Source organism: Paraliomyxa miuraensis (genome assembly GCF_026337845.1).
Lineage (GTDB): Bacteria > Myxococcota_A > Polyangia > Nannocystales > Nannocystaceae > Paraliomyxa > Paraliomyxa miuraensis.
The window spans coordinates 143,933-159,061 of sequence record NZ_JAOVZF010000159.1; the positions used below are offsets into that span (position 1 = coordinate 143,933).

General features: G+C 72.1%; 13 protein-coding genes. 4 read left to right on the forward strand and 9 right to left on the reverse strand.

The window, feature by feature from the left end:
* Positions 1-186: 186 nt before the first annotated feature.
* From OEB96_RS31915 to OEB96_RS31940, 6 genes are all read right to left on the reverse strand, one after another.
* Complete coding sequence (locus tag OEB96_RS31915; RefSeq protein ID WP_266220600.1) at positions 187-1,143, reverse strand: calcium/sodium antiporter; 957 nt, start codon at positions 1,141-1,143, stop codon at positions 187-189.
* A 264-nt stretch (positions 1,144-1,407) separates the two neighbouring features.
* On the reverse strand, positions 1,408-2,109 hold the full coding sequence (locus OEB96_RS31920; protein WP_266220601.1) for a hypothetical protein: 702 nt from the start codon (positions 2,107-2,109) through the stop codon (positions 1,408-1,410).
* A gap of 185 nt (positions 2,110-2,294) precedes the next feature.
* Positions 2,295-3,677: an RsmB/NOP family class I SAM-dependent RNA methyltransferase gene (locus OEB96_RS31925; RefSeq protein ID WP_266220602.1), complete on the reverse strand. Its 1,383-nt coding sequence runs from the start codon at positions 3,675-3,677 to the stop codon at positions 2,295-2,297.
* Positions 3,678-3,684: 7 nt separating this feature from the next.
* Entirely contained in the window at positions 3,685-4,713 is a 1,029-nt protein-coding gene (locus OEB96_RS31930) for a hypothetical protein (RefSeq protein ID WP_266220603.1), read from the reverse strand.
* A gap of 35 nt (positions 4,714-4,748) precedes the next feature.
* Complete coding sequence (locus OEB96_RS31935; RefSeq protein WP_266220604.1) at positions 4,749-6,395, reverse strand: hypothetical protein; 1,647 nt, start codon at positions 6,393-6,395, stop codon at positions 4,749-4,751.
* Between the two features lie 10 nt (positions 6,396-6,405).
* Positions 6,406-6,822, reverse strand: a complete 417-nt coding sequence (locus tag OEB96_RS31940; RefSeq protein ID WP_266220605.1) for a hypothetical protein — start codon at positions 6,820-6,822, stop codon at positions 6,406-6,408.
* Positions 6,823-6,908: 86 nt separating this feature from the next.
* On the opposite strand from OEB96_RS31940, the gene OEB96_RS31945 reads away from it, so the two are divergent.
* The 3 genes from OEB96_RS31945 (at position 6,909) to panC (ending at position 10,046) form a co-directional block, all read left to right on the forward strand.
* The gene (locus tag OEB96_RS31945) at positions 6,909-7,892 is read left to right on the forward strand and encodes a hypothetical protein (protein ID WP_266220606.1); all 984 of its coding nucleotides are present in this window, start codon (positions 6,909-6,911) and stop codon (positions 7,890-7,892) included.
* A gap of 213 nt (positions 7,893-8,105) precedes the next feature.
* Positions 8,106-9,140 carry a hypothetical protein gene (locus OEB96_RS31950; protein WP_266220607.1) on the forward strand — a complete coding sequence of 345 codons (1,035 nt, stop codon included), beginning with the start codon at positions 8,106-8,108 and terminating at the stop codon, positions 9,138-9,140.
* 60 nt (positions 9,141-9,200) lie between these two features.
* Positions 9,201-10,046: a pantoate--beta-alanine ligase gene (gene panC, locus OEB96_RS31955; RefSeq protein WP_266220608.1), complete on the forward strand. Its 846-nt coding sequence runs from the start codon at positions 9,201-9,203 to the stop codon at positions 10,044-10,046.
* Positions 10,047-10,058: 12 nt separating this feature from the next.
* Here the strand turns inward: panC and OEB96_RS31960 are convergent, their stop codons facing one another.
* A complete protein-coding gene (locus tag OEB96_RS31960) occupies positions 10,059-11,702 on the reverse strand; it encodes a hypothetical protein (RefSeq protein WP_266220609.1) in 1,644 nt (547 codons plus the stop codon).
* 68 nt (positions 11,703-11,770) lie between these two features.
* Here OEB96_RS31960 and OEB96_RS31965 point away from each other — a divergent pair, with 68 nt between their 5' ends.
* Complete coding sequence (locus OEB96_RS31965; RefSeq protein ID WP_266220610.1) at positions 11,771-13,036, forward strand: ribonuclease D; 1,266 nt, start codon at positions 11,771-11,773, stop codon at positions 13,034-13,036.
* 45 nt (positions 13,037-13,081) lie between these two features.
* Here the strand turns inward: OEB96_RS31965 and OEB96_RS31970 are convergent, their stop codons facing one another.
* Positions 13,082-13,813 carry a hypothetical protein gene (locus OEB96_RS31970; RefSeq protein WP_266220611.1) on the reverse strand — a complete coding sequence of 244 codons (732 nt, stop codon included), beginning with the start codon at positions 13,811-13,813 and terminating at the stop codon, positions 13,082-13,084.
* Positions 13,814-13,965: 152 nt separating this feature from the next.
* Positions 13,966-15,102, reverse strand: coding sequence for a hypothetical protein (locus tag OEB96_RS31975; RefSeq protein ID WP_266220612.1), 1,137 nt, complete (start codon positions 15,100-15,102; stop codon positions 13,966-13,968).
* Positions 15,103-15,129: the final 27 nt, after the last annotated feature.

Sequence of the window (15,129 nt, forward strand, 5' to 3'; positions counted from 1 at the left end):
TGGGTGGAGCATCGAGGCGTCCGGCGCCTCGCCGACCCCTATCCGCCGAGTCTTCGCGATCCAACGCGGCCCGATGCCACGACCGGTCAACGGCCCCTTCGGGGATCCGAGCCCAGCCAGCATCAGGCCACCGACGGGGCCTTCAGTGCCCCGACGCCGTTGCTCACCGCCGCGACGCGTCCCGATCTACCGCGGAGCGGCGCCCTCGGTGTAGGTCAGCAGCACGAAGGCGATGAAGCCGATCACCAGCAGCATGCCCTCCCAGCGCACGACCCTTCGACCCGTGAGCGCAAACCATCCGGCGAGCGCGGCGCTGACGATCATGGCGATCGCACCCACCCGAAAGTTCGGGGCGATCGTGGACGGCCCGATGACCGACGCGGAACCGGCCACGGCCAGCGCATTGAAGAGGTTGGACCCGAGCACGTTGCCGACGACCAGGTCGCTCTCGTTGCGGCGCACGCCGGCGACCGAGGTGGCGAGCTCGGGGAGGCTGGTGCCCACCGCGACCACGGTCATGCCGATGAAGGCTGGGCCCACGCCCATGGCCGCGGCCAGCGAGGAGCCGCCGCGGACGAGGAGCTCGGCCCCCGCGAGCGTGGCGGCCAGCGAGAGCACGCCGAGCACCGCCTCCTTGCCCACGCTGACCTCGGGCGGGGTGTCCTGCTCGAGCGAGGCCACGCCCACCGCTGCGTCGGCCTTGGACCAGCGCACGATCAACACGGTGCACACCGCCATGCCGCCGAGCAGCACGAGTCCCTCGGTGCGGGTGAGCTCCAGATCCCAGATCATGACGCCGAGGGTGATCACGGCCAGGAGCATGGCGATGCCCTCGCGGCGTAGGACCTTGGCGCTGCCCACCAGCGGAGCCACCAGCGCGGTGACCCCGATCACCATGGACACGTTGGTGACGTTGGAGCCGACCACGTTGCCGATGGCCAGATCGAGCTCGCCTTCGACGGCGGCGAGCACCGAGACCAGCAGCTCCGGCGACGAGGTGCCCATGCCCACGATGAGCGCACCCACCAGCACGGGTGAGACGCCCCAGCGCCGCGACAGCCGGGCCGCGGCCACCACGAAGCGGTCGGCCGCGAACGCGAGGATCGCAAGGCCGCCCACGAGCATGACGATGTCGAGGGTCACGAGCGCAGAGCGTAGGGCGCCCGCGGGGGCGGCGGCCAGCGATTTCTTGCGGAGCGAAGGGGAGCCGCCTCGGCAAGCCGCTCGTGGCGATCGCTGACACGCAAGGGCAACGCCGGCCGCCGCCCGGCGGCGGGTCCATCGAGCCCGATCTCGTCATCCTCGCGCCCGTCCTGGGCGCCGAGTCCGTCCTTGGATGCGGTGGTCCGGCCCCGGCGACCTGGCCCTGCGCCCGTCCTGGGCGTCCCTACGCGCCGTTGAGCACGCTCATGCGCTCGGCCAGGCCCGTCGGATCTCTTCGCACGCGGCCCCGATGTCGCGCCAGCGGCGGCGATGGCCGGAGGGGGCGGTGGCGAGGCCACCCGAGAACACGTCGATCACCATGCACGCGTCCTCGAGAGCTCGGCCGCGATCGCCCATGCGCTCGTGGGCGTACATGCGCAGGAGCGTGGCCACGTACTCGGCCGAGGTCTCGGTGTGCGGGTGAGCCTTGGGAAAGTGCAGCTTGATGGCTCCCACGCGCGGGCGACCCCGTGCGTCACGACCCTCGAGCACCACGTCGGGATACACGCTGATCGCCACCCCCTCGACATCGAGCTTGTCGTGCTCGGGCACGTGGACGGGGGTCAGGCCGCGCAGGTCGAGCCGAGGCTCGAGGTCGAGGAAGCGCAGCACCGCCTCGGCGCTGCCGTGGGCCTGGTGATGAGCGTAGCGGGACTCGTGCTTGGCCATCACCAGCCCCATCGTCCGGCGCAGCATGCCTTCGCGATCCGTGCGGCCCAGCAGGAAGTCGACGATGATCGATCGCGCGGGCTCGTAGTAGGCCCCGATGAACGAGCACGGGTACTTCTGGCGCTCGATGATGTCGCGGCGGCGCAGCGGCGGCGACACGAGGTACTCGCCGAGCTTGTTGGCGGAGATTCGGGGATGGACGCGAGGGGCAGGGCTGCTGGTTTGGGCTGGAGTCATGGATTCACCACCGGCCTTCGTCACGGTCGCCCACGAGCGCCCGCTCGCGTGCTCCGTGGTTGCCGACTTTGTCAGTATACGAGGCGAAATTCGGATGACCAGGGCAGGTCAAGGCCGATCCCGACAGTAGTTGTCAGGAGTCGGGGACCGCCAGAGTGGGCCCGACGGCGTGCAAGAACCCCGTTTCAAGCCCGCTCGAGCCGTGCCACGAAGAAGCCCTCGGTGGCGTCGTCCTCGGGGGTGTAGCAGCGCGACGCGGACACCGAGAACCCGTGGTCATCCTCGGCGAGCACGGCTTCGATCACGCCGGGTCCCTCCTCGGGCTCGGGGCTGCACACGGCGTAGACCAGGCGGCCGCCGGGGCGCACGCGAGCGAGGTGCCGTCGCAGCAGCGCGCGCTGCAGCGTGGCCCGGGCCGCGATGTCCTCGAAGCGGCGAAGCCAGCGGATCTCGGGGTGGCGGGCGAGGTTGCCGAGCCCGGTGCACGGCACGTCGAGCAGCACGGCGTCGAACGCAGCCTCGGGGCCATCGAGCGCGGGAACGGCCTCGGTGAGGTCGGAGACCACGTAGCGATGCTCGAGCGCAGCCTCGGGGCTCCCACGAAGCGGCAGCCGCCCGCGCTGCGCGAGGTCCTCGTGGTCACGGGCATGGCGAGGATCGAGGTCGGCGGCGATCACCGTGCCCTGGCGATGCATCAGCTCGCACAGCTGCAGGGTCTTGACCCCGAGCCCGGCGCACGCATCGAGCACGCGCTCGCCCGGCCTTGGGGCGAGCCAGCGCGCGGGCTGCTGGGCGGCCAGGCCCTGCACCGACAGCAGACCTTCGTCGTGCAGCGGACCGTGGAACAGGTCGCCGGCGCCACGCAGTCGCAGTGCCTCGGGGTGCTCGGGGACCTCCTCGATGGTGGCGCGCGGGTGGTCGGCGGCGAGCCGCTGCAGCAGCCGGGCTCGATCGCCGCGGTCGAGATCGAGCCGCACGTCGATCGGCGGAGCCTCGGCCAGGGCGCGGGCGCGGAGCAGCGCCCGCTCGTCACCGAGCTGCTTGCGCCAGCGCCCCGCGAGCCAGCGAGGGATCGAGAAGCGGCGCTCGAGCACGTCGAGCGCTGCGGCCTCCTCGAGCGTGCGGTCGAGCGCCTCACCCTCGGCCGCGACCTCGGCCAGGATTCCATGCACGGCGCGGCGCAGGCCCTCGCCGCCGCGCAGCCGGGCCGTGGCGTGCCCCACCTCGGAGAGCACCGCGTGGGGGGGGTGGCCGAGCTCTCGCAGCTCGAGCGCGCCCACCCGCAAGAGTTGCCGCACCTCGCCGCGCAGCCCGGCCGGACGGACGGCGTGGGCGTCGACGTGGGCGTCGAGCCGCGTGCGATGCCGCAGCACGCCATAGACGAGCGTGGTGACCAGGCCTCGATCGCGTGGATCCCAGCCGGGGTTGCGCTCGAGGTGCTCGGAGAGCACGCGGTTGCTGAACGCCCCGCGCTGCTCGATCTCCTGCAGCACGCGAGCCGCGAGCCCGCGGGCGTGTCCCGCCGCGGGGCCCTTGCCCGCCGCTCGGCCCCTCGGTTGGGTCGCCATCGAGGCCCTAGCCCTCGTCATTGCGCAGGATCGTCTCGCCGGTGACGTCGATGGCCAGGGTCCAGCGATACATGGGAATGAAGCCGGTCTCGCGGAAGGCCAGGCGGCCCTGCGCATCGACGACGATCAAGGCGCTGTCCTCGGGGCCGAGGCCGAACGCCTCGCGTGCGTCGGCGTCGTCGGAGAGGGTCGTCCAGCCCTTCAGATCCAGGCCCTCGGTCTCCCCCACCAGCACCCCGTGGGAGCGGGTGATGGGCACGCGCATGGCCGAGGCGGCGAGGCGGATCTCGGGGCGACGCATGCGTTCGAAGCACTCGGTACGGCCGCCCTCGAAGCCGTCCTCGATCCAGGGGATGTCGGTGCGCGCCACGGGCTTGCCCAGGAACACGAACAGACACGGCCTTTGGCGGCAGGCCGCGTCGTCGACGTCGCCGAGCTGGAACTTCGGCGCCGGCGGTGGCTCGGGGGGCTCGCTGGCGCCGACGAGCGCGCGCAGCTCGTCGAGCTCGGTGCCACGGAGGCCGCCGCTCTTGCGCAGCAGCACCTGCCCGTCCTCGCCGAGCACGATGAGGCCGTGATGGCCCTTGACGAGCTTGAACACGTCGCCCATCTGTCCATCCCAGTCGACGTAGATCGGAAAGCGCAGCTCCTCGGCGAAGAAGCCCACGAACTGGGTGGCCCGGTCCTCGAACACCCGCATGCCCTCGCCATCCCAGACGATGTAGCCCTTGGTGTCGTCGGGGAGGATCCAGCGGTTGAGGGCGCGGTTGACCTCCTTGCCCTGCTCGCTGCGCATGGACTGGACGCCCTCGAACACGATCACGCTCCGCTGGCCCCGGAGGTCGCGCAGCGGCAGGTCCGGGCCATGGCCGACCGACGACAGCACGACCTCGTCGGGGCTGCGCTCCATGGCGGGGAGCTCGTCGGGCAGCTCCTCGACCCGCAGCACCTGCCAGCCCCAGGCGCCGCCCAGGCACAGGACGGCCGCGAGGAGGCCGCCGAGGATGTAGAGGAGCTTGCGGCGGGCACGGGGCACGGCGCGGGGGAGTATACGTTGGATCCCGTGTCGGATCAGGGGGCGGCGGGCGCGAGGGTGCCGAGCGCGAGCTCACCCTCGACCACGCAGGCCAGCGGCACCTCGCCGTCGGCGTTGGGGCGATCGGCGAGGGCCACCGAGGCACACCGAAGCGAGTCGAGCGCGACGACCTGTCCGGTGCTCCCGGTGGAGTAGGCCGCGTGCACGGCCTCGTCGGCGCCATAGGGCACGAGGAACACCGGCAGGCCTCCCACCGACGAGGTGGCCGGCTCGCCCGTGACGAGGTCGAGCGGCGGCATGTCGTCGGCGCCCAGCGAGGTCTCGTCGACGCCTCCGTCACCGATGTCGTCGATGCCGGTGATGCGCATGCGGCCATTGGCGTGAGCGATGAGCCCGGCGACCGTACGCGAGCCGAAGGCTCCCACCACGGTGGCGAGCGGGAGATCGACGAAGGTGAAGCTGCGATCGCGCCCATCGACCACGGTGGGTCGCATGCGCAGGCCGCCGGCTGGATCGTGCTCGAGCACGAGGGGTTGGTGCTGGTCGGCGCGAATGGTGACCAGCGCGGGCCCGCCTGCCTCGGCCGTCACGCGGTCGAGCGCCGGCCCGAGCCGGTCGAGGTCGACCAGGGAGCCGAGCACGAAGATCCGCTGCGGGGAATCGAGGCTCAGCGGCGGGTCGTCGGGGGCTGCGTTGGGCTGGTCGTGCACGCGCGTCCACAGCAGCGCATGGTCACCGGGGCGCGGCGCCTCCACGTCGACCGGTGCCCACAGCTCGGCGACGAGCAGCTCGCCCAGCAGCCACGGTCGGCCGAGCTCGGCCCACTCGGGGGCGGATCCCGTCACCGCTCCGGCCACGGCGTCGGGCAGCGACAGCGAGGTCCCGGGCGGATGCTCGGGGCTCGCGTCGTCCCAGGCCACGTCGAGCACGTCGATGCGGGTACCGGGGGCGCCCACGCGCCAGGCCACGCGCAGCCGGCCGGGTTCGCTGGCGGTCCGGCCATGGCGGAGGGCGGTCACGGGCAGCACGCGGGGCTCGGTGTCGAGGTCGAGGCCCGCCACGGTCACGGTGCGTCGCCCGTCGAGGTCCCAGCCCTCGTCGGTACGGGGCAGCAGGTGCACGACCGGTTGGCTGGGCTCGGTGTCATCGAGCACCACCAGCAGCGCATCGTCGCCCGTGCCTTGGGCGAGCACGTGACGGGCGGACAGCGCGGTCACCGACGGCGGGTCGGCGGCGGGGATCACCTCGAGGTCGCGGAGGAGCTCGACGTCGATGACCGACGACTCGGTGATCTCGACCGCGTCGAGGGTGCGCATGACCATCTCGTGTCGGCCCGCGACCATGGCGCCGCGCAGGCGCACGGTGAGCTGCTCGGCCTCGAGTCGGCCCGCGCTGGCGCCAGCGCCGAGGAACCCGAGGGTGCGGCCGTCGACCAGCAGCTCGGTCTTGCCGGGCAGGACGTCGTGGACCTTGAGCACGAGATCGTCGCTGCGGGAGGTGGGCAGCAAGAGCATGCCGCTGACCGGCTCGGAGAACAGCGGCCGGGGTGGGGCCTGATCGCCGGTGGTCGAGTCGCCGGCGTCGTCGCGCATGGGGGAGGCGTCGTCGCCGGTGCATCCCAGGCCGAGCACCACGCACAGGCCCAGGGCGGCCGAGCACGGGCGGGGGGCGGGCAGGAGCATCCACGCGACGTTAGCCGGCGAACGCGGTCCACACCAGCGCAGCCGCGGTGCCGTGCAGCGCGCCGAGCCACAGGGCCGCCATGCGGAGCTGGCGGGCCGAGGAGGTCAGCCGCAAGAGCGCGCACAGCAGCAGGCCCGCCACGAACGGAGCGAGCGCGAGCCATGGCTCGGGCACGGGGCCCTCGCCCAGCACCGGGCGACCGCCGAGCACGAGCAGGCCCAGGGCCGACCACCATGCGAGGCGCTCTCCGAGCGCCCGCAGCGGGCGGCGATGGCGTCGGGCGCCGCGGCCCAGTGCGCGCAAGCCCGCGTCCGAGAGCCGCAGCGCGGTGGCCAGCCCTCGGCGGATCACGGGCGCCGCGGCGCGACCGAAGCGGTGACCGAAGCGGCGACAGGCCGCGAGGGCAGAGGGGACGGCAGCGGGCATCGCTGCGAGGGTGGGGGAGCGGACGCGTCCGGGGCAAGTTCTTGACGGATTGGCGGGCCCGGGCCCGGGCGGCATACTCGGAGGCGGTGAGCACTCCCATGAGCGCATGGCTGCTCGCGACCGCCTTGCTGGCGGCGCCCTCGGGTCGGGACTGGAAGCCGGCCGAAGCGCCGCCTCCCACGCCATGGGCCAAGGCCGGGGCGCGGGGCTGGCGGCTTTGCCAGGAGGCCGAGCGTCAGGCTCGGATCGCGCACACCAACGATGGGACCCGGGGGTCGACCAACGACGATCAATCGATGTGGCGGCGCCGTGCCGAGCAGTGCCCGCATGCGGTCGAGGTGCTCACCCAGGCGGCCCGGGGCGAGATCGTGGAGGCGGCCGGGCTGTTCGCCGAGATCGAGGGGGATGGCTTCGGCGACGAGGAACTCACCAAGGCTTCGGTCCAGGCGGTGGTCGATCGCCATCGCGAGCAGGTGCAGCGAGCCCTTCGCTGGCTCGACGCGGCGATCGCCGAGTCCGAGCGCCGCGGTGATCGCCCGCCTCGCGAGGCGCTCTACTACCGGTCCTACGCGCTCACCTCGTTGGGGCGGCTGCCCGAGGCTCGCGAGGCGCTCGCGGTGGTCATCGCGGTCGGCGACGTGGAGCGCTGGCGAAGCGAGCGCATGGCCGCGCTGGTGGAGGTGCAGGCCGGCGACGTGCAGGCGGCGCTGGCCCGTGCGCAGCGCGGGGTGTTCGACGCGCCGCCCGAGGATCGGCTGATCTCCCGCTACATCCGGGCCCTGGTGCTCGATCGGGCGGGGGCCTCGGCGGCCGCGTTCGTCGAGCTGCAGGCGCTGCGTCGCGAGCCTGGCTCTCCGTTCGCGCGGGTCGCCATGGAGAGCGTGCTGCCGGTCCACGAGCGCCTGTTCCTGCGGGGCCTCGATCACCTGGCCAACGACGAGCGCAGCCCCGCGCTGCGCTTCTTGCAGGCCTACCTCGATCGCGCCGAGCCCGAGGAGCCCGAGCGCGTGCTCGCCCGGCGCCACCTCGACGAGCTGATCCCCACCCCGGCCCGGGTCGGCGGCCCCTGAGCACGCGCATGGGGTCCCTCGGGCCCGCTCACGGCTCGTGAGCGACGTTCTTGCGCAGGCGGGGACACTCGCGCCGGCCTGGCGCGTGTTGGGCGGCAAGGGAGGACTTCGACCGCTTGGTCCATGGAGCCGTTTTGGCTACCCTGGATCGTCCAGGGGGCGCTGGCCCTGCAACGGCCCCCGCTCGTCCTCGTTCGGGGATCGGGATCGACGATGACCTGGCTCGTGCACGTGGTGATGACGCTCGTGAGCATGACGTGGCTGTGGAACGGCCACGTCGCGCAGGACGTCGCACGGCCCGAGCCCGAGCCCCCGCTCGGGGCTTCGGCATCGCCGCGCCCGCCGTTGGTGGTGGTGCGCGCGCTCGGTCCGGTCCCCGGCGAGCAGCTGCGTGGGGTGTGCCGAGTGCTGCTCGCCGAGCATCCGGTGCGGTGCGTGGTTCGGGGCAGCCGCAGCGTGACCGAGGCGTTCGAGGCCTGGGATCCCGAGCGCGAGCAGCTCGATGCCCGGCACGCCCTCGACCTGTTGTTCGAGAGCCGCGGTCGCGATGCGGTGGTCGAGCTCGACGTGACCACGCTCGATCTCTACGAGGACGGCAAGCCCTACGTGTTCGGTCTGGCCAGCCTGCCCGATCGCACCGCGCTGCTGTCCACGGCGCGGCTTCGCGACGACGATCCCAAGCGAGCGGAGGCCCGGCTGCGCACCCTGGTGCGCCACGAGTTCGGCCACGCGGTCGGGCTGGCACACCACGACGTGGCCGGGTGCGTGATGCGTCAGGATCCCACCGTGGCCGAGCTCGACGGTGCGCCCGACGGCCCCTGCGAGGTCTGCCACGGCGCGCTCGCGAGTCGGCTCGATCGCCTGGGTCGTCCCGGGCAGACGGCGCTGGATCGCGCCCGAGGCCTGCTCGTTCGCGATCGTCGCGAGGACGCACGCCAGACCTTGGTCGAGGCGCTGTGGGCCTATCGCCTCGACGTTCCCCTGCTCGAGGACTTCGCTCGCGTGTTCTACGAGGCGGGTCAGTACAACGAGACGATCTCGCTGTTGCGCCACGCGATCGAGCAGGATCCCGGGCATCCGTCCACGCACGTGCAGCTCGGGCTGGCCTACCAGCGACGGGGGCGTGAGGGCGATCTGGCGCTGGCGATCGACAGGTTCGAACAGGCGCTCGAGCTGCGGCCCGACTGGGAGTCGGTGGCCGAGCACCTCGCGGTCACGCGCGAGGAGCTGCGGGCTCAGGGTCCCTAGCGCTCGCCGGTCGGGCCCGGCGATGTTCCCCGCGGGGCGCTCCGTGCTAAGCAGCGCCCCATGAAGATCCTGCGCGATCCGGCCGAGGTCCGAGCGTGGCGCCGCGCCCTGCCCCCCGAGCGGCGCGTGGCCATGGTGCCCACGATGGGCTTTTTGCACGAGGGGCACCTGTCGCTGCTGCGCGAGGCTCGGCGTCGGGTCCCGGTCGGGGAGGGCGAGGTGGTGCTCACGATCTTCGTCAACCCCACCCAGTTCGGGCCCAGCGAGGATCTCGATCGCTACCCTCGCGACGAGGAGGGCGATCTGGCCAAGGCGCGCGAGTGCGGGGTCGACCTGGCGTTTTGTCCCCTCGATCCCCACGCGATGTATCCCTCGCGCAGCACCTGGGTCGACGTGGAGGGGCTCTCGGCCGGGCTGTGCGGGAGCAGCCGCCCCGGGCACTTTCGAGGGGTGTGCACGATCGTCTCCAAGCTGTGGAACCTCGTTCGGCCCGACCTTGCGTTGTTCGGCGAGAAGGACTACCAGCAGCTGGCGATCATCCGCCGCATGCACGCCGATCTCATGCTCGACGGTCAGGTGGTGGGGATGCCGATCGTGCGCGAGCCCGACGGGCTGGCGATGTCGAGCCGCAACGCCAACCTCGATGCCGACGCCCGCCGGGACGCGCTGGCGCTGTCGCGATGGCTGCACACGGTGCGGGCGCGGTTCGAGACGGGCGAGCGAAGGGTCGACGCGCTGCTGGCCGGGGCCAGCGAGGCGCTGGCGCCCGGGCGGCCCGACTACATGGAGATCGTCGATGCCGAGGATCTGCGGCCCATCGAGGTGATCGAGCGCCCAGCCCTGTGCGCGCTGGCGGTGTTCGTGAGCGGAGTGCGGCTCATCGACAATGCGGTGCTGCGGCCGTAGCGTGTTGCCGCCTCAGACGTCGGCGCACGAGTAGCCGATCGGCGCATCGAGGTTGCAGCGCACGCTCACTGCGGTCCCGGCCGGCACCGGCACGCCCTCGCGGCGCTCGACCACCAGCTCCACGTTGGAGCCCAGCGTCACGCACTGCGGGGACATGTCGTCGGTGGCCTCGGGCGTCTCGAAGGCGGGGTCGGTCAGCACGCGATAGCACGCGTGCACGTCGGGCGCGGGGAAGTCCCAGCCCCAGTCGACGATGGCGCAGGGCACCACCGCGCGGTCGGGCGTGCCGTCGGCGAAGGTCTCGGTCAGCGCACACTCGGCCTGCATCCCGGGGATGTCGTAGCGCGCATCGCTGACGCACCCCGCCACGCAGGCGCGCGTGTTGACGTCGCCGATCGCATCGGCGATGCCCTCGAGCGCCACGCCGTAGTCGTCGTTGCAGACCGAGAAGATGTTGCGGCTGCCTGCCGATGCGAACGCCTCGGCGAATTCGCGCAGCCGTACCGAGGGGATCCCGGGCGGATCGTCGAGCGTCTCGGTGCCGCGGTTGCACGAGGGCCCGATCCCGTATTCCTGGTTGAACTCCTCGTCGGGCGAGTCGGCGTAGAGGTGCACCCCGGTCTCGGGGTAGTCGAGCGGCACGCCGGCGAGCACTGCGATGAGCACCTCGCTCTGGCCTCCTTGCGCCTGCTTGCGCGCGGCGAGCTCGGTGAGGGTGTCGACGTAGCGCTGCACGGGGTAGACCACGCTCGCGTCGGGAGCGGTGGGCAGGCCGTCCTGGCCCTTGTTCTCGGAGAAGCAGTCCTCGAACACGCCCGGGCCGCCGATGCAGCTCACTCCCGCGAGCCAGCACGAGCCCGACGACGGTCGGTCGGGCGACGACCAGAACACGTCGCCCTCGTAGAGCAGCCAGTCGCGATTGGTCAGCGACATCGAGCAGTCGATCTCGTCGGTGACGAAGATGACGGCCAGGATCGCGTCGTTGCGCAGGAACCCGCTGTCGTCGTCGAGCAGCGCCAGGCGCATCGACTCGAGCGGCGCCTCGAAGCCGTCGCCCGAGATCCCCTGCGGCCCGATGCACTGGAGCGCCTGCGTCATGTCGACGCCGGTGGGCAGGTTGGTCTGGCCGTTGCCCTTCTCCACCCAGGGCTCGGCCAGGGGAATCGAGTCGAGCGCGCAGTTGTCGAGGCAGCCGCGCTGGCGCTCGTCCTTGTCGCCGAACATGCTCGACGATTCGAACTCGTCGAGGCGCGAGCGGCAGCTGGTGGCGCGCAGCGTCCCGCCGGGGGTGTAGAAGTTGTCGGTGGTGGTGATGCCGATGCGATAGTTGGCGCCCACCTGCTGCGACTCGAGCACCTGCACGAACGTGCCGAAGCTGTCGGCGAGCGCGCCCTGCTCGCTGCCCATCGACCCCGAGTTGTCGATCACGAACAGGATGTCGACCGCGCGGCGCAGCGACAGCTCGGCCACGCACAGCTCGGGGGCATCGATGCAGGTGACCTGGCCGCTGGAATCGCTGACGGTGGGCCCGGTGCTGGAGGACCCGTCGCCGCCGCCCCCCCCGGCGTGCGGCGGGAAGTCCATCGGCGTGCGGCCACACGCGAGGGCGACGAGCGCGAACGGGCTCGCGCGGCGCAGCATCGACGAGAGAGCCATGGGGTACGCATGATGGTAGCGCGAACCGTGGGCTCGTGCGCGGCCGAGCCCGAGGTAGCATGCACGCGATGTCGGCGACCCCCTCCCCACGGTCCGCATCGGGCGCCGATGGCCACACCGATGCCCGGCCCGACGCAAGGCCTGACGCCGGGCCTGAAGCCAGGTCTGAAGCCAGATCTGAAGCCAGGTCTGAAGCCAGGTCTGAAGCCAGATCCGATGTCTGGACGTGGATCGACGCGACACCTGGTCTCGAGGCGTTGGTGGAGCGGCTGCGCCAGGCGCCGCGCTTTGCCCTCGACACCGAGTCCAACAGCATGCACGCCCATCGCGAGCGCATCTGCCTGGTGCAGGTCTCGCTGCCCGACGGCGATGCGCTCATCGATCCGCTGGCGGTGGATCTGCGCCCGCTCGCGCCCGTGCTGGCCGATCCGTCGATCGAGAAGGTCATGCACGGGGCGGACTACGACATCCTGTGCTTCAAGCGCGAGTATGGGTTCTCGCTCGCGGGGCTCTACGACACCATGCTCGCGGCGCGGGTGCTGGGCTGGCGCAGCCATGGCCTGGGGCCGATCTTGCACGAGCGCTACGGGGTGGTGGCCAACAAGCGCATGCAGCGGTTCGACTGGGGGCGCCGCCCGCTGCCCGAGGGCGCCCTCGACTATGCGCGCCAGGACACGCGGTACTTGCTCGAGCTGCGGGAGCAGCAGCTGGCGGAGCTGCGTGGGGTCGATCGCGAGGACGAGCTGCTGCACGCGTGCGTGCGCCAGGAGCGGGTCGAGCCCCGGCCGTCGCGTGCGGATGCGCTGGGGATGTGGCGGATCAAGGGCGCGCGCGGGCTGCCGGCGGGGGCTCGCGGGGTGCTTCGGGGGCTGTACGAGCTGCGGGAGGCGGTGGCCGAGCAGCTCGATCGCCCGGTGTTCCAGGTGATGAGCGATGCGCTCATGCTGTCGATCGCGCGGCAGCCTCCCAAGGACGAGCGCGCGCTCGCGGAGCTCCGTGGCCTGCACCCGACGCTGCGCGGGCGCGGTGGGGCGCGGGTGCTGCGGGCGATCGAGGCTGCTCGGGAGGCCGAGCCGCCCCGGCCTCCGGCGGTCGATCGAGGCCCGGGGCGCGAGGTGGTGGCGAGGTTCGATGCGCTACGGGCCTGGCGCAAGGCAACCGCGGCCGAGCGCGGGCTCGAGCCCGACCTCGTGCTGGGCAAGGACACGCTGATGGCACTGGCCGTGGCGGCACCACGGACGATGGAGGAGCTACGGGCGAGCGGGGCGCTCGATGAGTGGGAGGAGCGGCGCTACGGGGATGGGGTGCTGGGGGTGCTGCGGGGGGGCGGCTAGACCGGCCCGAGCACGCCACGGTGCATGATGGGTGCTCGCGCGCGCTTAGATGCAGTCCGAGCAGACCCAGCCTTCGTCGCACACGCCCAGCTGCACCTCGTGGGTGGCGACCAAGCAGTCGAAGCGAGCGAGGTCGTCGGGGTCGGCCAGGCAGGCATCGTAGGCCTCGGGAGTCGGCAGCTCGCCGAGCACGGCATCGCTGACCACGAAGTTCAGGTCCTCCCGCAGCCAGTTGCGCCGCACCGCACTGCCGTCCTCGTTGACGAGCACGTAGCCGTTGTCGCTGATGAGCCCCGTGGCCTCCGAACGGCTCCATGTCACGATCCCGGGGGTGCGGTCCCGCAGCGCCATCAGGGCGCACTCCAGCGCGGCTGGGTCGTCGAGCTCGAACGGAGCGCCCAGCTCACAGAGGTCCTCCGTGCAAGCACCGGCGACGTGGGGGCAGAGCTCCTCGCCGCAGGTGGGGGCGGCCGGTGCCGAATTCAGGTCGGCCGGGTCTTCGTCGAGGATGCACTCGCAGCCGACAATCGGGTCGTCGGTGTCGGTGTCGGTGTCGGGCGGGGCGGTGTCGGTCTCGGTCTCGGTCTCGCCGGGCGAGGTCGTGCTGGTCTCCTCGGTGGGTGAGGTCTGCGTGGTCGACGACGGGTCCTCGGCGGCGGTCGGATCCTCGTTGGTCGTGGAATCGGCCGCGCCCTCATCCCCGGTGTCGCTGTCGGGGCAGCCGGTGAGCAGGGGGAGCGGCAGACAGAGCAAGAGGGCGATGGACGGCAAGCGCATGAGCGATTCGAGCCTCTGTCCACCCGAGTGTCGACGTCGAGCCGCTCGATCGGTCGCGCCGCAAAAATCCCACCCGCGCTCGAGCGGCTCCGACGCGGCGGATGGTCCATCGGGCCTCGGACAGGGTCGTGCCACGAGCCGCCCACCCCCGCTCACGGCATGCAGAACATCCCCAGCACCGGGCACGTCCCCGGGTTGCAGCTGCACGGATCGTGCGGCCCGAGGATCTCCCCGATCGTACACGCCGAGCAGTTGTAGTTCGTCCCGGCGGGGTCGTTCGCGGTGCAGTACCAGCGCCACTCGTTCGAGGGCGGCCCGCAGTTGGATCCGGGGCTCTGCCCCGGCCCGTAGCCCACGATCCCTCCGTTTTGCACCGAGCAGTTGGGCCACTGCGCCATGCAGGCGGCCATCGCCGCCGCCACCGGATCGGGGGCGCAATCCGAGTAGAGACACTGGGCGGTGCACAGCGCGGCCGGCCCTCCCTCGCACTCCTCGCCCGCGGTCGCGTTGACCGTGTCGTCGCCACACACCGCCAGCGTGCAGTCGTCGTCGCAGGCGGCCGACTCCCCCGCGTCGTCGCACTCCTCGGCCAGCGCCACGTTGGCGTAGCCGTCGCCGCACGAGGGCGCGGTGCAGTCCCCATCACAGGTGGCGGTGTCGCCCCCCTCGTCGCACTCCTCGCCCGCGGTCAGGTTGAGCTGGCCGTCGCCGCACGCAGCTGCGGTGCAGTCGGCGTTGCACGTGGCGGTCTCGCCCTGGTCGTCGCAGGTCTCCCCCGCGGTGGCGTTGACGACCCCGTCTCCGCACGCCGCGACGGTGCAGTCGGCGTTGCAGGTGGCCGACTCCCCGCCGTCGTCGCAGTCCTCGTCGCCGGAGAGCACCCCGTCGCCACACCCACTCATCGTGCACTGCGCAGTGCACGTCGGCGAGGGCCCGCCCTCGTCGCACTCCTCGCCCTCCTGCACGATCCCGTCCCCGCACGATCCCCCCAGGCAGACCTGGTTCTGGCAGATCCCCGAGCTGCAGTCGTCGCCGGCGATGCACCCCTGTCCGTCTCCACAGGGCGCACAGCTCCCTCCGCAGTCCACGTCGGTCTCGTCGCCGCCCTGGGCCCCGTCGCTGCACGATGCGGGCAGCTCACCGCTGCTGTCGGCCTCGTCGTTCGACGAGGTGCTCACGCCGGTGGTCGAGGGGTCGACGGGTCCGAAGGTCGGGTCGGTCGTCTCCGTGCTCCCCGGATTGAAGCAGGCGGCGCATACGAGGCTCAGGGCGAGGAATCGGCGCATCACGGCTCCGATGCTGCGGGCCCGATCGCG